The sequence below is a fragment of the Janthinobacterium rivuli genome, from assembly GCF_009208735.1.
In the GTDB taxonomy this organism is placed as follows: Bacteria; Pseudomonadota; Gammaproteobacteria; order Burkholderiales; family Burkholderiaceae_D; genus Janthinobacterium.
The window spans coordinates 154,043-171,712 of the sequence record NZ_WFLJ01000009.1; the positions used below are offsets into that span (position 1 = coordinate 154,043).

Below are 17,670 nucleotides of genomic sequence, written 5' to 3' on the forward strand. Positions count from 1 at the left end.
GTCCGCTTGCCTGCTATTTATCGGTCGTAGCTGTCCGGCGGCAGCTGCAACATGGCCAGGGTCGCCCGCCAGGCCGTTTGCAGGGCGCTGGCATCGCGCCGCAGCTTGGTCAGCAAGGCCGCGCCCAGCCACAACTGGTACAAGGTGGCGGCCATCTGCGCCGGATCGGCCACCGATGGCAGCGTATCGTCCACCCTGCCCCGCGCGATGGCCAGAGCCAGCCGGGCGATGATGCGATGGGTGCCATCGAGCAGCGCCACGCGCATCGGTTCCGACATGTCGGCCACTTCGCTGCTGAGCTTGACCACCAGGCAACGGCAGTCGCAAGCGCTGCCATCGAGGCTCTCGCTGGTCCAGCTGGCCCAGTAATCCATCAGCGACTGCGCCGCGCTCCGGCCAGGCTGGCCCAGCACGTCTTCCATCGCGGCCAGGTAGCCGGTGACGTAATCTTCCAGCATCGCCTCGCCAAACAATTCCTTGGACTTGAAGTAATGGTAGAACGAGCCCTTGGGCACGTCGGCGGCCGACAGGATCTCGTTGAGCCCCACCCCGGCAAAACCCTTGCGCGTGATGATGGCCTTGCCCTGGTCGATAATGTGCTGGCGCACGTCGGTGTATTCAGCTTTCATGCGAGGCATTGTAGCACAATTAGACCAGTCGTCTAGATTAAAGCGAGCCCAGAGAAAAATTCTGGGGTCAGACCCTCAAGGCCGCTAACTCAGCGGCTTGCATTCACGGGCGCGGGGGTCTGACCCCGGCGGTCAGCTTAGGCAAACTTCTTGAAATCCGGCTTCCTCTTTTCAAAGAAGGCCGTAAACGCTTCCTTCGCCTCGGCGCCGCCCAGCATGGCGCTGAACAGTTTGTTTTCGTCGGCGATGGCGGCCTTCATCGGCTCCATGCGGCTTTGCTTCATCAGGCGCTTGGTGGCGCGAATCGAGGCGGCAGGCAGGGCCACCAGCTTGGCGGCCTGGCCTTGCGCGAAGGTCATCAATTCGTACAGGGGCACGACTTTCGACACGAGGCCCATTTCCAGCGCTTCGCTGGCAGGGAAGGCTTCGCCCAGCATCAGCTTTTCCGCCGCGCGCGGGTAGCCGGCCAGTTGCGTGAGCAGCAGGCTGGAACCGAACTCCGGGCACAGGCCCAGCTGCGTGAACGGCATCGAGAAGCTGGCGTTGTCGGCCGCGTAGACCAGGTCGCAGTGCATCAGCAGGGTCGTGCCGATGCCGATGGCCGGGCCGGAGACGGCCGCCACCACGGGCTTGCTGCTGCCGTACAGGGCGCGCATGAACTGGAACACGGGGCGGTCGTGGTCGAGCGAGCCATCCTTCGGACGCGCCGTCTTCATGAAATCATCGAGGTCGTTGCCGGCCGTGAAAATCTCGCGCTTGCCGCAGATCAGGATGGCGCGTACTTCGTCGTCCGTCTCGGCCGCCACCAGCGCATCGGCCAGGGTCTGGTACATGGCGCCCGTGATCGCATTCTTGCGTTCCAGGCGGTTGAATTCCAGGGTCAGAATGCCCTCGCTCTTGCTGCACACAATATCCATGTCGTCTCCAAAAAAGATAAAGGGCGCCGGGGTAATCCCGCAGCGCCCTGTTTTATTGCTTTAGCCCGTCGAACTTAGACGCGTTCAAAAATTCCGGCGGCGCCCATGCCGGCGCCCACGCACATCGTGACCATGCCGTACTTCTGCTTGGTGCGCTGCAGCGCGTGGATCACGGTGGCCGCGCGAATGGCGCCGGTGGCGCCCAGCGGGTGGCCCAGGGCGATCGCGCCGCCCATCGGGTTGACCTTCGATGGATCCAGGCCCAGGTCGCCGATCACGGCCAGGGCTTGCGCGGCAAACGCTTCGTTCAGCTCGATCCAGTCCAGCTGGTCCTGCGTGATGCCGGCGGCGGCGCACGCAGCGGGAATCGCGAATTTAGGACCGATGCCCATGATTTCCGGCGGCACGCCGCGCACGGCGAACGACGAGAATTTCGCCAGCGGAGTCAGGTTGTGTTCGCGCAAGATCTTCTCGCTGACGATCAAGAGCGCGCCGGCGCCGTCGGACATCTGCGAGCTGTTGGCGGCCGTGACGGTGCCCTTGGCGGCGAAGACGGGCTTCAGCTTGGCCAGCGACTCCATCGACGAATCGGCGCGCGCGCCTTCGTCGGTGTCGACCGTGCGGCGGCTCACGTCCACCTGGCCGGTGGCCAGGTTCGGCGTGCGCGTGATGATTTCGACGGGCGTCGTTTCCGCCTTGAAGAAACCGGCTTGCTGCGCGGCGATGGCGCGGCGGTGCGATTCGACGGAGAACGCATCCTGCTGTTCGCGCGACACTTTCCATTGCTGCGCCACTTTCTCGGCCGTCAAACCCATGCCATAGGCCATGCCGATGTTTTCATCGCTGAACATGTCCAGGTTCATCGATGGGTGGTGACCCATCATCGGCACCATCGACATCGATTCGATGCCGCCGGCGATCATCACGTCGGCTTCGCCCACGCGGATGCGGTCGGCCGCCATGGCGATGGCCGTGATGCCCGAAGCGCAGTAACGGTTGACGGTGACGCCGCCCACGGTTTTCGGCAGGCCGGCCAGCAGCACCGAGTTACGCGCGATGTTGAAGCCCTGCTCCGCTTCCGGGAACGAGCAGCCGATGATGGCGTCGGTGATCAGCGCCGGGTCGAGGCCAGGCGCTTGCGCCAGGGCCGATTGCAGCACGCGCACCAGCAGGTCGTCCGGGCGGGTGTTCTTGAACATGCCGCGCGGCGCCTTGCCGATCGGAGTGCGGGTTGCAGAGACGATGTACGCGTCTTGAAGTTGTTTGCTCATTTTATGCTTTCAAAGATGTTGAACGAGGTTCGTGTTCTGTCGAATGTCCGGGGTAGTCAGGTTGCCGCTTAGCGCTTCTGCGACAGATACCAGTCCACCGTCACCTGTGCCGCCAGCGTGCCTTCGGAGTCGAAGATATCGACCTCCACGGGAAACGCCACCTTGCCATCCTGTGCCAGCTGCGCCTTCAAGGCCGCCAGGTCGCCCGGTACCCGGCCTTCGGCGCGCGTCGCGCCCCGGGCCACCTTCTGGTACTCGATGCGCGACGATTTGGCCACCGGGCGCAAGCCCAGTATCAGCTCGGCGAAACCGCCAGCCATGGCCGCGCCGGAAGCCGTTTCGGCCAGGGTAAACAAGGCGCCCGCATGCTGCGTGCCCAGGTGATTATGCAGTTTGGGATCTTCCGGCATCGACACCTTCGAGGTGCCGGCGCCGATGTCGTCGATGCTGATCCCCAGCAGCCGCACGAAGGGCAAGGTGTCCATCATCTGTTGTTTGATACGGTCATACACCATGCTTGGCCTCACGCGCAGCAATACTTTAAATACGAGGGACAGGATCGTCATCGACGTTGTGCTTAGTTGCGTACCGGCTTACCGGTCTGCATCATGCCCATGATCCGTTCCTGGGTTTTCGGATGGTTCAACAGCTCCAGGAATGCCTTGCGTTCCATATCCAGCAGCCACTGTTCGCTGACGAAACTGCCCTGGTCCACGTCGCCGCCCGATACGATCTCGGCGATCATCTCGCCCAGCTTGAAATCGTGCGCCGAAATGAAGCCGCCGTCGCGCATGTTGACCAGCTGCGCCTTGATCGTGCCCCAGCCGTAACGGCCCGTCACCTGGATCAGCGAAGGGAGCGCTGGACGGAAGCCCGCGTCGAACATGGCGCGCGCTTCGACCTTGGCCACGTGCAGCAGCTCGTAGGCGTTGAACACGATCACGTCGTCTTCCTTCAGGTAGCCCATTTTCTTCGCTTCCAGCGCCGATTTCGACACGTTGGCGGTGGCTGCATTGGTGAAGCCCGTTTTCAGGAATTGCAGGATGTCGTTACCCTTGGCTTCCTTGTAGGCGCGCTGCGCCGCTTCCTTCAAGCCGCCGCCGGCTGGAATCAGGCCCACGCCCACTTCCACCAGGCCGATGTAGGACTCGATCGAGGCCACGCGCTTCGATGCGTGCAGGGCCAGCTCGCAACCGCCGCCCAGCGCCAGGCCAGCGACCGCGGCGATCACCGGCACGTTCGCGTATTTCAGCGACATGAAGGTGTTCTGCAGTTCGGCGATGATCGGATCGACGGCTTTCACGCCGCCTTGCATGAACGCCGGCAGGGCCGATTGCAGGTCGGCGCCGGCCGAGAAGGCACCGCCTTCGGCTGCGTCGGCGTGCCAGATCACCAGGCCCTTGAAGTTCTTCTCGGCTTCGGCCAACGCGAGCTTGAGTCCGTTAATCACGCCTTCGCCAATCACGTGCATCTTGGTCTTGAACGAGATGATCAGGACGTCGTCGCCCGTATGCCAGACGCGCACGGATTCGTCTTCGAAGACGGTGGTGCCGGCGGTCTTGCCGTCGATGGCGCCGCTGCCCAGGACGGGCGCGCGGAATGGCTGGCGGTCGTACACGGCCAGGCTCGAACGGGGCACGAAGCTGTTCGACACGGCGGAGTAGGAGCCTTCCGGCGTGTGCACGCCGCCTTTTTCAGCGACCGGACCTTCGAATACCCAGGCAGGCAACGGTGCGTTGCACAGCGCGTGGCCGGCGTCGATGTCTTCCTTGACCCAGTTGGCCACTTGCAGCCAGTTCGATGCCTGCCACGTTTCAAACGGACCGACGTTCCAGCCGAAGCCCCAGCGCATGGCGAAGTCGATGTCGCGCGCATTGTCGGCCACGGTGTCGAGGTGGATGGCGATGTAGTGGAAAGCGTCGCGGAAGATCGCCCACAGGAACTGGCCTTGCGGATTGGTCGATTCGCGCAGCGCCTTCATCTTCTTGACCGGATCCTTTTCTTTCAGGATGCGGGCGATGATGTCGGCAGCCTTGGCGCCGCCGGCCACGTATTCACCGGTGGCGAAGTCCAGGCGCAGGATATCCTTGCCGACTTTCTTGTAGAAGCCCGCGCCGCTCTTCTGGCCCAACGCGCCTTTTTCCACCAGCTGCGCCAGCACGGCCGGCGTCTTGTAGACGGCGGCGAACGGGTCGTTCGGCAGGTAGTCCTGCATGGTCTTGATCACATGGCCCATGGTGTCCAGGCCAACCACGTCCGCCGTGCGGAAGGTGCCCGACTTGGCGCGGCCCAGCTTGGAGCCGGTCAGGTCATCGACGACGTCCACGGACAGGCCGAATTTCTCGGCTTCATGCACGATGGCCAGGATGCCGAACACGCCAACGCGGTTGGCGATGAAGTTCGGCGTATCCTTGGCGCGGACCACGCCCTTGCCCAGGGTGGTGGTCAGGAAGCCTTCCAGCTGGTCGGAAATCTCGGGCTTGGTGAACTCGGTCGGGATGATCTCGACCAGGTGCATATAACGCGGCGGGTTGAAGAAGTGCACGCCGCAGTAGCGCGATTTCAGGTCGGCGTCGAAGCCTTCGGCCAGCTTGGTGATCGACAGGCCCGAGGTGTTCGAGGCGAAGATCGCGTTCGGGCCGATGTGCGGTGCGACCTTTTGATACAGGTCGTGTTTCCAGTCCATGCGCTCGGCGATGGCTTCGATGATCAGGTCGCAACCGGCCAGCAGGTCCAGGTTGTCTTCGTAGTTGGCCACCTGGATCAGCGCAGCGTCATCCTTGTTGCCCAGCGGAGCAGGCGACAGCTTTTTCAGGTTCTCGATGGCGCGCAGCACGATGCCATTCTTTGGGCCTTCCTTTGCCGGCAGGTCGAACAGCACGACCGGCACTTTCGCGTTGATGCAGTGGGCGGCGATCTGCGCGCCCATCACGCCGGCGCCGAGGACGGCTACTTTTTTAACGATGAAATTGGTCATATTTTCCTCAAGTCTTAGAACAGGTCTGCGTCGAGTGCCATCAGGTTGGCCGAACCGGAACGCGCCTGACGGATCAGGGTTGCCGTCTCAGGTTGCAAGCGGGCGAAGTAGAAACGTGCGGTAGCCAGTTTGGCGGTGTAGAAGGTGTCGCCGCTGGATTCTTTTTCGAGGGCGATCTTGGCCATCTGCGCGAACAGGTAGCTGTAGATCATGTGGCCGACGACGCGCAGGTAAGGCACGCATGCCGCGCCCACTTCGTCCGGATTCTGGAATGCCTTCATGCCGATTTCCATGGTCAACTTGGTGACTTTGTCGCCCAGGTCGCCCAGTGGCGTAACGAACTCACTCATCGCTTCATCGGTGCCGTTGTCTTCGACGAAAGCCTTGATCTTTTCGCCGAACTTGCGCAGCTTGGCGCCGTTGTCGCCCAGGATCTTGCGGCCCAACAGGTCCAGCGACTGGATCGTGTTCGTGCCTTCGTAGATCATGTTGATGCGCGCGTCGCGTACATACTGCTCCATGCCCCATTCCGCGATGTAGCCGTGGCCGCCGAACACTTGCATCGCGTCCGAGGTGGCGATCCACGCGTTGTCGGTGATGAAGGCCTTGATGACGGGCGTCAGCAGCGCCACTTCGTCGGCCGCTTCCTTGCGCACGTCGGCGTCCGGGTGGTGCAGTTCGCGGTCGATCTGCAGCGCCACGTACGAGGTGAAGGCGCGCGCGCCTTCGGCGTAGGCTTTGCCCGTCAACAGCATGCGGCGCACGTCAGGGTGCACGATGATGCGGTCGGCCGGCAGTTCCGGGTTCTTGATGCCGGACAGCGAACGCATTTGCGTGCGGTCCTTGGCGTAGATCAGCGCGTTCTGGTAAGCGATTTCCGTCAGGCCCAGCGACTGCATGCCCACGCCCAGGCGGGCCGCGTTCATGAAGACGAACATGGCGTTGAGGCCCTTGTTCGGCTGGCCGATGATCCAGCCTTTCGCGCCGTCCAGGTTCATCTGGCAGGTCGAATTGCCGTGGATGCCCATTTTTTCTTCGATGGCGCCGCAGGTGATCGGGTTGCGCTCACCGACCGTGCCATCGGCGTTCGGCAGGAATTTCGGCACCAGGAACAGCGAGATCCCTTTCGAGCCTTCCGGCGCGTCCGGCACGCGGGCCAGCACCAGGTGCAGGATGTTTTCCGCCATGTCGTGCTCGCCGGCCGAGATGAAGATCTTGTTGCCGGTGATGGTCCAGGAACCGTCCGCCTCAGGCAGCGCTTTCGAGCGCAGCAGGCCCAGATCGGTGCCGCAGTGCGGTTCGGTCAGGCACATGGTGCCCGTCCACTCGCCCGACACCAGTTTCGGCAGGTAGACTTCCTTCTGGTGGTCGGTGCCGTGTTCCTTCAGGCACTCGTAGGCGCCGTGCGACAGGCCAGGGTACATGGACCAGGCCTGGTTCGACGAGTTCAGCATTTCATAGAACGAATTGTTCAGCACGACCGGCAAGCCCTGGCCGCCGTATTCCGGATCGCACGCCAGGGCCGCCCAGCCGCCTTCGACGTACTGCTTGTAGGCTTCCTTGAAGCCTTTCGGCGTGGTCACGCTTTTCGTGACGGGATCGTGGTGGCAGCCTTCGCGGTCGCCGGAGTGGTTCAGCGGGAACAATACTTCGGAGGTGAATTTGCCGCCCTCTTCCAGCACCTGGTTGATGATGTCGGCGTCGACGTCGGCGTACGACGGCATTTGCTTCAGTTCTTCTTCCACTTGCAGGAACTCATGCAGGACGAATTGCATATCCCGGATTGGCGCGACGTATTGACCCATAATTTTCTCCTGAAGGCGATTAGCTAAAGTGTTGTACTTGTAAGTGCGTATGCGTTGTTGCGGATACTGCCTGACGGCTTATTTGCTGGTGACGGAATTCTGGTACGACGCCAGCAGGCGGATAAAGCCCGCTTGCGCCCGTTCGATGCTGCCCGGCACGCGCAGGAAGCGCGCGTCGTGATGCAGGGCCAGGATCAAGCCATACATCTCGTACACCAGCTGCTGGGCGTCCGTGTCCGCTTTCAGGTCGCCCGTGGCGATCGATTGCTCGACACAGCGCAGCAGCGCGCCCTGCCAGGCCCGCACCATGGCCACCAGGGCTTCACGGATGGGACCGGGACGGTCGTCATACTCGACGGCGCCGCTGATGTAGATGCAGCCGGAAGCGATTTCCACGCTGACCCGCTTGACCCAGCGCGCAAACATCGATTGCAGGCGCTGGATACCGCGTGGTTCTTTCATGCTGGGGAAAAAGACTTCTTGCTCGAAACGATAGTGGTAAAGCTTCAGCACTTCCATCTGCAAGTCTTCGCGCGAGCCAAAGTGGGCAAACACGCCCGACTTGCTCATGTTCATTTTGTCCGCAAGCAACCCAATGGTCAGGCCTTCCAGGCCGTCGCGGCTGGACAAGTCCAGCGCCACGTCGAGGATGGCTGCACGGGTCAGTTCGCCCTTGCGCATGAATTTGACTGAAGTATTCAAGATGTCCGTTCTAAAAGTGATGTTGCCGATTTGGCGGACTGAAGCGAGGGTAAAAAAAGCACGCTCCGAAAAAATCCGAACGCTCGTACTATTATCCACTACCACGTAAAAGTCAAACGGGAACTTTAGAGCCGGTGTTCTATTGGTGCAGCGCAGCATTCTTTGGCTGCGTGTTTATGGCGATTTCAGCAGGGAAAAAGCGTCGCGCACCCTTGCCCTGCCACAGCAGGCGCGCCTCAGGAAAGGTCGCCTGCCTTGCTCAATTGACGGCGGTCGCGCTTGGTCGGCCGCCCCTTGATGGTGGTGCCCGGCTCGCGGAACAGCTTGCGCTCCTCGGCCAGCTGCTCGCGGCGGGCGATGCTGGCCGGCGTTTCGCCATACAGCAGGCGCGCCACAGGCGCCGCGCCGCGCTTGTCGGACAGGCCCAGCACGGCCACCTCCCACGTTTCCGCGCCATTGTCGATGGCCAGCTCGTCGCCCACGCGCAGGCTGCGCGCCGGTTTCACGCGCTCGCCGCCCACTTTTACTTTACCCGTGTCGACGGCTTCGCTGGCCAGCGAGCGCGTCTTGAAGAAGCGCGCCGCCCACAGCCATTTGTCCAGCCTGACCGTTGTCATCTCGTTCATGCGTACTTGCCTACTGAAAAAATGCGCATCACCAGCCGGTACACGAGGAACGCGGCTTCATAGCCGATGCGCCGGAAACGGCCGATGTGCTTGAAATCATCCTGATGAATGACGATGCCGTCGGCCACGCCCTGTTCGATATGCTGGCGCAGGCTTTGCGCAAACGCCACGTCCTTGATCACCACGTTCGCTTCCTGGTTCAGGAACAGGCTCAGCGCGTCAATATTGCTCGACCCCACCGTCGCCCAGTCATCATCGACGACGGCCACCTTGGCGTGCAGCTGCGTCTTGCGGTATTCGACGATTTTCACGCCTGCGGCCAGCAATTTCGGGTAGAACGAGTGGGCCACGGCATCTTGCAGGCGGAACTCGCCCACGCCGATCAGCAAGACCACGTCGACGCCCCGCTGGGCCGCCTGGGCCAGGGCGTGGCGCAGCTTGTGCCCGGGCGCGAAATACGGGTTGGCCAGCATCACGCTTTTCCTCGCCTGGCCCAGCGCCTGCAGGTAGGCGCGCTGGATGGTGCGGCGGTTGCGCAGGTTGTCGCGCACGACAAAGCCGGCCACGACGGGGTTTTTCGCCAGCTCCTTGCTGACCACGCGCATCTTGCGATACAGCTTGATGCGCCGCACCAGGTTCATCTTGCCCAACCGTGCCCACTGCGCCTGCACTTCCTCGTGGATGGCGTCGACCAGCGGGCCCTTCACCTGCACGGCGAAATCCCAGCGCGGCGCTTCCAGGCTGATGCTGTGGTCATAGTCGCAAAACATGTCGTCGTTGATATTGATGCCGCCCACCAGGGCGATTTCGCCATCGGCCACGCAAATCTTGCGGTGCGTGCGCGTGATGCCGCGCCGGAACCAGGGATTGAAGATGCGGTGGTGCACGCCGGCCGCTTCCAGCTGCGCATGCATGGCCTTGACCCTGCGGTTGCCCGTGCCGAACCAGTCCGTGATCATGCACACCAGCACGCCGCGCGCGGCCGCGCGCTTCAAGGCGTCGAGCACCAGCATGCCCGTGGCGTCATCGGCGAAGATATACGTTTCGAAATAGACTTCCGAACGCGCGCCGTCGATGGCCGCGATCAAGGCAGGAAAGTACTCGGTGCCGCAATACAGCAGCTCGATGTCGTTGTGGGCGATAAAATTGACTGTGCGCATGCCGGCAGTCTACGCGAGTTTCAAGGCGGCAACGATCGGCGCGTGGTCCGACAATTTTGCCCACAGGGTGCCATGCATCACTTGCGCGCCTTCCACGTGAAAACCGCGCACGTAGATGCGGTCCAGGCGGAACCAAGGCAAGGCCGCGGGAAAGGTGCGCGCCGGCACGGGCACGGGCGGCTTCGTCTGGCGCCGCGCCAGGGTGCGCACCAGGTCGCCCAAGGCCGAGTTCGACGCGCGCTGGTCGAACACTTCCACCACGCCGAGCGCATTGCGCAGCTTGTCGCTGAGCGTGTTGCGCCAGTCGTTGAAGTCGCCGGCGATGATGACGGGTTCGCCGTTCGGCGCCGATTCCAGAACGGCGTCGATCAGCGCCTGCGTCTGGCGCCCGCGTCCCGATTCGAACAGGCCCAGGTGCACCACGTAGCAGTGCACGTCGGCCTGCGGCGTCTTGAGCACGCAATGCAGGATGCCGCGCTGCTCGTAGGCATGGTCGGATACGTCGTGGTTGGTTTGCGAGGCGATGGGAAATTTGCTGAGCAAGGCGTTGCCATGATGGCCATGGTCATACACGGCATTCATGCCATACGCGGAATGGTGCTCGGCGCCGGCAAAGAATTCATGCTGCGACGCTTCCGGCCAGTGCTTGTGGCCATGTTTTTCGGCGCCATAGCGGGCCGCATTGCGGTCGTGCTTGCCCTGCACTTCCTGCAAAAAGACGACATCGGCATGGAAGAGAGCGATCGCCTGCTTCAATGCATGAACTCTGGGCAAGCCCCGCACGGAGGAGACACCCTTGTGGATATTATAAGTTGCTACGCGGATTTTCATGCCTTGATTCTACTCCCAGACGGGCCCCGCGCGGCGCCAGCGTAGGTGCGCGTGCGCACCTAAACTGACACAATCAAGAACGCAATCAGGCAAACATGCGCGCCAGGCCGCTGGCAACACTGACGCCGGCCGCCGCGATGCCGGCGGCCCACACCACCTTGACCAGCAACGGTGCGCCGCGCCAGGCCACCGTGCGCTTGCCCGTGGCAAAGGCGCCCGGATGCAGCAGCCAGCCGATCGCCATCAGCGGCAAGCCGACCGGCGGCGTGCGTTCGGGCGGCGTGTACAGGCTGGCCGCCGCAATCACGACCAGACACAGCGCCAAGCAGAATGTGCCGGCCAGTTTTTGTTGCAGGGAGAGATTAAACCAGTTCAACATGGATGGCTTTCGAATGAGATCAACTATGGCGCGCCAGGCCCGTCATGGCCGGCAGTTGCAAGATCGCCTCCGCGTTGGACGACGAGAAACAGCGGTCGGCCGCCGCCAGGTAGGGCAGCCACGCGTACTGCAAGTGTTCGCGGGGACTCAGGGTGATGGCGACGTCGCGCGGCACTTGCACGCTGAACACGTGTTCCGTGTTGCGCGTCACGCCCGGTGCATAGCGGTGGCGCCAGATCGGATAGATCTCATACACATTCGACAAGTTCCAGTCGCGCAGCGCGATGTGCTGTCCATCGACGACGATGCCGGTTTCTTCAGCCAATTCGCGCGCGGCCGTCTGCAGCAGCGGCTCGTCGACGGCGTCGACGGAACCGGTCACCGATTGCCAGAAACCGGGCTGGCCCGCGCGCTCGATCAGCAAAACGTCAAGGTCGGCCGTATGGATGACGACCAGCACGGAAACGGGAATTTTATGGCTCATATCACGAATGAAAAAGGCGCCTCGCAGCGCCTTTTTTTGCCTCAGCAAGTAAAACGGTAGCGGCCGCCTGAGCGGCCGCATGCTTCATTACACTACTTTTGGCTCGGCGCTGCGCAAACGGATATGCAGTTCGCGCAATTGCTTCTCGTCCACTTCCGACGGCGCATGGGTCAGCAAGTCTTGCGCGCGCTGGGTTTTCGGGAAGGCGATCACGTCGCGGATCGATTCGGAACCCGTCATCATGGTCACGATACGGTCCAGGCCGAATGCCAGGCCGCCATGCGGTGGCGCGCCGTATTGCAGGGCGTCGAGCAGGAAGCCGAACTTCAGCTGCGCTTCTTCGGCGTCGATCTTCAGTGCACGGAAGACCTTGCTTTGCACTTCTTCGCGGTGGATACGGATGGAACCGCCGCCCAGTTCCCAACCGTTCAAGACCATGTCGTAGGCCTTGGCGATGCAGGCGCCCGGATCGCTTTCCAGCATGTCTTCATGGCCGTCTTTCGGCGCCGTGAATGGATGGTGGGTCGCCGTCCAGCGGTCCGCTTCTTCGTCATGCTCGAACATCGGGAAATCGACCACCCACAATGGCTTCCACACGTCCTCGAACAGGCCGGCTTTCTTGCCGAACTCGCTGTGACCGATTTTCACGCGCAGCGCGCCGATGGCGTCGTTGACGACCTTGGCCTTGTCCGCGCCGAAGAAGATCAGGTCGCCGTCTTGCGCGCCCGTCTGCTCGAGGATCGTGGCCAGCACGTCGGCAGGCAGGAACTTGACGATCGGCGACTGCAAGCCTTCAGGACCCTTGGCTTTCTCGTTGACCTTGATGTAGGCCAGGCCCTTGGCGCCGTAGATGGCGACGAACTGGGTGTAGGCGTCGATTTCCGAACGGGGCATGCTGCCGCCTTGCGGTACGCGCAGGGCCACCACGCGGCCGCCTTTCATGTTGGCGGCGCCGTTGAAGACCTTGAATTCGACCGACTTCATGACTTCGGTCAAGTCCGTAAAGGCCAGCTTGACGCGCATGTCCGGCTTGTCGGAACCGTACAGGCCCATCGCTTCGGCGAAATCCATCACCGGGAACGGGTTCGGCAGGTCGATGTTCAAGGTGTTCTTGAAGACGACGCGGATCATGTCTTCGAACAGATCGCGGATTTCCTGTTCCGTCAGGAACGAGGTTTCGCAGTCGATCTGCGTGAATTCAGGCTGGCGGTCAGCGCGCAAGTCTTCGTCGCGGAAGCACTTGGTGATCTGGTAGTAACGGTCGAAGTTAGCGACCATCAACAGTTGCTTGAACAACTGTGGCGATTGCGGCAAGGCGAAGAAGCTGCCCGCGTTCACGCGCGACGGCACCAGGTAATCGCGCGCGCCTTCCGGCGTCGACTTGGTCAGCATCGGCGTTTCGATGTCGATGAAGCCCAGCGCGTCGAGGTACTTGCGCACTTCCATCGTCACCTTGTAGCGCAGGCGCAGGTTGTTCTGCATTTGCGGGCGGCGCAGGTCCAGCACGCGGTGCGTCAGACGCGTCGTTTCCGACAGGTTGTCGTCGTCCAGCTGGAACGGTACGGGCACGGAAGGGTTCAGCACTTCCAGCTCCGAGCAGACCACTTCGATCTTGCCCGATTTCAGGTTGTTGTTGATCGTGCCTTCGATACGGTTGGTCACGACGCCCGTCACGCGCAGGCAGAATTCGTTGCGCACGGCTTCGGCGACCTTGAACATCTCCGCTTGTTCCGGGTTGCAAACGATTTGCACCAGGCCTTCACGGTCGCGCAAGTCGATGAAAATCAGGCTGCCGTGGTCGCGGCGGCGATGTACCCAGCCGCACAGGCTGACGGTTTGTCCCAGCATGGCTTCGGTAACGAGGCCGCAGTATTCAGTACGCATAGACATAAAATTCTCAGTTCAGGTTAGTGAGTGTTCAATCCGGCCACGTCCCGCATGGGACGCCTGCCTTTATTCTTTGGCTGCCGGGGCCGGTACAGCAACAACTTCCGCAGGCGCCACCACGCCCATCGAGACGATATATTTGAGCGCCGCATCGACGCTCATGTCGAGTTCGACGACATCGCTGCGTTTCATCATCAGGAAAAAGCCCGATGTGGGATTCGGCGTCGTCGGCACGTACACGCTGACATAGTCGCCCACCAGGTGGTTCGCCGCATCGCCGCCCGGCACGCCGGTCAGGAAAGCGATGGTCCAGGAGTTCTGGTGCGGATACGGCACCAGCACGGCCTTGCGGAAGGCATTGCCCGACGGGGAAAACAGGGTATCGGAGACTTGCTTGACGCTCGAATACAGGGAATTGACGATGGGTATGCGTTGCAGCAATTTTTCCCACAGTTTCACCACGTAATTGCCGACCAGGTTGTTCGTCAGCAAGCCCGTGAAGAACACGATCAGTACCGTCAATACCGTGCCCAGGCCGGGAATGCTGCTCAGCGGGGGAACCAGGTGGCCGAACCAGACGCTGGGCTTCGTACTGCCGGGCACCAGCAACAGCGACTGGTCCATCGTGCTGATCACCAGATTCAAGACCCAGGCCGTAATGGCCAGGGGCACCAAAATCAGTAATCCGGTAATAAAGTATTTACGCATCGGTTTCTCGGTAATGGAATGGGTCGGCGCGGCGCGCGTGTCAGTCCGCTTTCGGCGCAGCGGCGGCAGGCGCGGGCGCAGGCGCCGCGGCAGGCGCGCTCTCGGCGGCCGCGGCAGGCTTGGCGCCATCGGCCGGGCCCGTCGGAATGGCCGTGGTGGGCGCCGTGCCGCCGCGGAAATCGGTCGCGTACCAGCCGGTGCCCTTCAATTGGAAACCGGCGGCCGTCAATTGTTTCTTGAAACTGGGCTTGCCGCACGACAGGCACACCGTCAGTACTGGATCGGAGATCTTTTGCAAGACATCCTTGGCAAAACCACACTCGTCACAACGGTAAGCGTAAATCGGCATCTCTACTCCGAGAAAATCATCAAAAACCCTGAATTATAAAGCTTTTCCGCCATTCCCAGCGGAAAATGCCCGCCCGCTCGGCCAGTCAGGCTCAGTCCGCCCGGCGGCGCCAGCTCATCCAGCGCTCCTTGCCGGCGAAGACGGCAATGGAATCGTCCACGGCGTCGTCGGCCAGGCAGTCGAAATGCGGCGCCAGCAATTCCTGCAGTGTCTCGCGCGACATGCCAAATGGCGGCCCCTTGGCATTGTCGTCAAAGAAAAAGTAACCGGCCAGCATGGCGCCCGGCCCCAGCAGCTGCGCCCAGCGGGCCGCCACTTGCGGCCACATGGCGCGCGGCATGGCGCACAGGAAGGCTCGTTCATAGATCAGGTCCAGCGGCGCAACGGGTTCCCAGGCAAAGAAATCCGCTTCCACCACCTGCCCCGCCCGTTCGCCCAGCTGCCCGCGCGCGGCGGCCACGGCGGCCGGCGAAAAGTCGATGGCCGTGGCATCCCAGCCGTGATCGAGCATGAAAACCAGCTCATACGCGGAGCCGCAGCCGGGAATCAGGCAGCGCAGCGGCACGGGGCTGCCGGCAACGAAGCGGCGCAGGCGCGATGGCACGCCGCCGTGGTCCCAGGGCGTGAATTGCTTCTCGAAACGCTCGTCCCAGAAGGCGGGCGAGAGCGGGTCGCGGGTATGGAAGTCAGCCATCACTTACGTCCTCAGCCAGTTAAAACGGCAGTTGATGCCAGCGCATGAACACTTGCAAGCCCAGCGCGCCGAGGGCGAAGGCGCCCACGAAGTACACGATAAAGCTCAGCAAGCGGTTCGTCTGGCGTTGTTCCGCCAGCAAGGTTTTCATCAATTCCACGTCGTTTTCGCGCGGTTCGCCATGCACCGTCAAGGCCTGGTGCAGCAGGCGCGGCAGTTGCGGGAAGATGTGCGCATAACGGGGCGCCTCGGCGCGCAGGCGTTCCATGAAGCCTTGCGGCCCCACCTGGTTGCTCATCCATTTTTCCAGGTAAGGCTTGGCCGTTTGCCACAGGTCCAGTTCCGGGTCCAGCTGGCGGCCCAGACCCTCGATATTGAGCAGGGTCTTTTGCAGCAGCACCAGCTGCGGCTGCACTTCCACGTTGAAGCGGCGCGAGGTCTGGAACAGCCGCAGCAAGACTTGCCCAAAAGAAATATCTTTCAGCGGACGGTCGAAGATCGGCTCGCAGCAGGCGCGCACGGCCGCTTCCAGCTCATCGACGCGCGTATCCTTCGGCGCCCAGCCCGATTCGATGTGCGCCTCGGCAACGCGCTTGTAGTCGCGGCGGAAGAAGGCGAGGAAGTTTTGCGACAGATAATCCTTGTCGTAGTCGTTCAACGTTCCCACGATGCCGAAGTCGAGCGCGATGTAGCGGCCAAACGAGTCGGGGGCGATCGACACGAGGATATTCCCCGGATGCATGTCCGCATGGAAAAAGCCGTCGCGGAACACTTGCGTGAAGAAAATCTCCACCCCATCGCTGGAGAGCTTGCGCAAATCCACGCCGGCCGCCACCAGGCGCTCGGTCTGCGACACGGGAATCCCGTACATGCGTTCCATCACGATGACGCTGCTGGAGCAATAATCCCAGTGCATTTCCGGCACCAGCAGCAAGTCCGAGTTGGCGAAATTGCGGCGCAGCTGGCTGGCGTTGGCCGCCTCGCGCATCAGGTCCAGCTCGTCATGCAGGTATTTGTCGAACTCGCCCACCACCTCTTTCGGCTTCAGGCGCTTGCTGTCGGCCCACAGGCGGCTGGTCCAGTCGGCGGCGATGTGCATCAGGGCCACGTCTTCATCGATCAGCTTTTTCATACCGGGACGTAAGACCTTCACGGCCACTTCACGGCCATCTTTCAGGGTGGCGAAGTGCACCTGGGCAATCGAGGCGGACGCCACCGGTTCGCGCTCGAAACGGGCAAACAACTGATCCGGGTGCGCGCCGAGCGACTTGGTGATCTGCGCGATGGCCAGGTCGGAATCGAACGGCGGCACCCGGTCTTGCAGGCGCGCCAGTTCTTCGGCGATGTCGAGCGGCATCAGGTCGCGCCGGGTCGACAGCACCTGGCCGAACTTGACGAAAATCGGGCCCAGCTCTTCCAGCGCCAGACGCAGGCGCAAGCCCCGCGGCGACGACAGGTCGCGCCAGAATATCAGGGTGTCGATCAATTTGGCGGTGCGGGGAACTTGCAGACCAGAAATCGCTATCTCATCCAGACCGTACTTGATGGAAACACGGATGATTTTAAACAGGCGCAGGAATTTCAATATCATGTAGACAAATCCGGTGAGGAGGACTGCGGCTGGACGGCGGCGGCCGCCCTTTCCAGCCGGGCAAGGCGCTTGGCCAGGCGTTCGACATCATCGCGCACGCGCGTCACGCCAGCGGAATACTCTTGCAGGGTGGAAGGACGGATCAGCATGGGCTGTTCGTCGAGGAAATATTCGGCCACGTTTTCCGCCAGCTTTTGCTGGCCCGTGCGCACAAAGGCGGCGGCATCCTTCGCGCCGGAAACGAGGCACGTGGCCAGCATGGGACCGACCAGTTTTTCCAGGTCGTGCTCGGCTTCCCAGCGCAAGCCCTTGCTCAATTGCGAAATCGCATTGGCAAACTCGGCATCGCCCTCGATCTTGACGTAGGAAAACGCCCGTTCGCGGTTTTGCAGGATCAGCGGCACATCGGACAGTTTCACGCGGATGGTGACGTTGGCCGGCATGTCGGCCGGCGCAGCCTCCAGCATGCCGGCGCTGTCGACGCGCAGGCGCAAAGCCACGGCGCCCGTGTCGATGCAGGCCAGCTTGCCGGCGTGCACGACCAGCTGCTGGCGCGCCCACGGCTCTTGCGCCAGCAAATGGTTGATAGTCGCGATGACGGGCGTCATCAGGGAAAGGTCGGAAAGTGGTGCCATCTATATACAGCGCGCCAGGCGCGCC

The 17,670-nt window shown here is 62.1% G+C and carries 18 protein-coding genes; all 18 read right to left on the reverse strand.

The annotated features are described in order from the left end of the window. Positions 1-17: 17 nt before the first annotated feature. The 18 genes from GCN78_RS13865 to GCN78_RS13950 all read right to left on the reverse strand — a co-directional run bounded on the left by GCN78_RS13865 (position 18) and on the right by GCN78_RS13950 (position 17,645). On the reverse strand, positions 18-629 hold the full coding sequence (locus tag GCN78_RS13865) for a TetR/AcrR family transcriptional regulator (RefSeq protein WP_152252240.1): 612 nt from the start codon (positions 627-629) through the stop codon (positions 18-20). Positions 630-766: 137 nt separating this feature from the next. Then, on the reverse strand, positions 767-1,546 hold the full coding sequence (locus tag GCN78_RS13870; protein ID WP_152252241.1) for an enoyl-CoA hydratase: 780 nt from the start codon (positions 1,544-1,546) through the stop codon (positions 767-769). 74 nt (positions 1,547-1,620) lie between these two features. Beyond that, on the reverse strand, positions 1,621-2,817 hold the full coding sequence (locus GCN78_RS13875; protein WP_076565392.1) for an acetyl-CoA C-acyltransferase: 1,197 nt from the start codon (positions 2,815-2,817) through the stop codon (positions 1,621-1,623). Between the two features lie 68 nt (positions 2,818-2,885). Further along, positions 2,886-3,383: a PaaI family thioesterase gene (locus GCN78_RS13880; protein WP_226939635.1), complete on the reverse strand. Its 498-nt coding sequence runs from the start codon at positions 3,381-3,383 to the stop codon at positions 2,886-2,888. Positions 3,384-3,394: 11 nt separating this feature from the next. Beyond that, the gene (locus tag GCN78_RS13885) at positions 3,395-5,794 is read right to left on the reverse strand and encodes a 3-hydroxyacyl-CoA dehydrogenase/enoyl-CoA hydratase family protein (RefSeq protein ID WP_152252242.1); all 2,400 of its coding nucleotides are present in this window, start codon (positions 5,792-5,794) and stop codon (positions 3,395-3,397) included. A 14-nt stretch (positions 5,795-5,808) separates the two neighbouring features. After that, positions 5,809-7,599, reverse strand: a complete 1,791-nt coding sequence (locus tag GCN78_RS13890; protein ID WP_152252243.1) for an acyl-CoA dehydrogenase C-terminal domain-containing protein — start codon at positions 7,597-7,599, stop codon at positions 5,809-5,811. A 78-nt stretch (positions 7,600-7,677) separates the two neighbouring features. Beyond that, on the reverse strand, positions 7,678-8,280 hold the full coding sequence (locus tag GCN78_RS13895; RefSeq protein ID WP_034753385.1) for a TetR/AcrR family transcriptional regulator: 603 nt from the start codon (positions 8,278-8,280) through the stop codon (positions 7,678-7,680). A 257-nt stretch (positions 8,281-8,537) separates the two neighbouring features. Then, positions 8,538-8,927, reverse strand: a complete 390-nt coding sequence (locus GCN78_RS13900; RefSeq protein WP_077398991.1) for an RNA-binding S4 domain-containing protein — start codon at positions 8,925-8,927, stop codon at positions 8,538-8,540. Continuing rightward, positions 8,924-10,087 (reverse strand): cardiolipin synthase ClsB, encoded by a 1,164-nt coding sequence (clsB, locus tag GCN78_RS13905; protein WP_152252244.1) that lies wholly within the window; start codon positions 10,085-10,087, stop codon positions 8,924-8,926. Before clsB ends, GCN78_RS13900 begins: the two co-directional genes overlap by 4 nt. A 9-nt stretch (positions 10,088-10,096) precedes the next feature. After that, a complete protein-coding gene (locus GCN78_RS13910) occupies positions 10,097-10,918 on the reverse strand; it encodes an endonuclease/exonuclease/phosphatase family protein (RefSeq protein ID WP_152252245.1) in 822 nt (273 codons plus the stop codon). Positions 10,919-11,003: 85 nt separating this feature from the next. Then, positions 11,004-11,297 (reverse strand): hypothetical protein, encoded by a 294-nt coding sequence (locus GCN78_RS13915; RefSeq protein ID WP_071079701.1) that lies wholly within the window; start codon positions 11,295-11,297, stop codon positions 11,004-11,006. Between the two features lie 19 nt (positions 11,298-11,316). Further along, complete coding sequence (gene nudB / locus GCN78_RS13920; RefSeq protein WP_152252246.1) at positions 11,317-11,781, reverse strand: dihydroneopterin triphosphate diphosphatase; 465 nt, start codon at positions 11,779-11,781, stop codon at positions 11,317-11,319. A gap of 87 nt (positions 11,782-11,868) precedes the next feature. After that, positions 11,869-13,665: an aspartate--tRNA ligase gene (aspS, locus tag GCN78_RS13925; protein ID WP_070221635.1), complete on the reverse strand. Its 1,797-nt coding sequence runs from the start codon at positions 13,663-13,665 to the stop codon at positions 11,869-11,871. 69 nt (positions 13,666-13,734) lie between these two features. Then, a complete protein-coding gene (locus GCN78_RS13930; RefSeq protein ID WP_152252247.1) occupies positions 13,735-14,376 on the reverse strand; it encodes a DUF502 domain-containing protein in 642 nt (213 codons plus the stop codon). A gap of 40 nt (positions 14,377-14,416) precedes the next feature. Further along, the gene (locus GCN78_RS13935) at positions 14,417-14,725 is read right to left on the reverse strand and encodes an FmdB family zinc ribbon protein (RefSeq protein ID WP_152252248.1); all 309 of its coding nucleotides are present in this window, start codon (positions 14,723-14,725) and stop codon (positions 14,417-14,419) included. Positions 14,726-14,816: 91 nt separating this feature from the next. Beyond that, complete coding sequence (locus GCN78_RS13940; RefSeq protein ID WP_152252249.1) at positions 14,817-15,419, reverse strand: methyltransferase; 603 nt, start codon at positions 15,417-15,419, stop codon at positions 14,817-14,819. Between the two features lie 19 nt (positions 15,420-15,438). After that, entirely contained in the window at positions 15,439-17,010 is a 1,572-nt protein-coding gene (gene ubiB, locus GCN78_RS13945) for a ubiquinone biosynthesis regulatory protein kinase UbiB (protein ID WP_046682125.1), read from the reverse strand. Continuing rightward, a complete protein-coding gene (locus GCN78_RS13950) occupies positions 17,007-17,645 on the reverse strand; it encodes a ubiquinone biosynthesis accessory factor UbiJ (protein ID WP_226939636.1) in 639 nt (212 codons plus the stop codon). The genes ubiB and GCN78_RS13950 overlap by 4 nt, the downstream gene beginning before the upstream one ends. Positions 17,646-17,670: the final 25 nt, after the last annotated feature.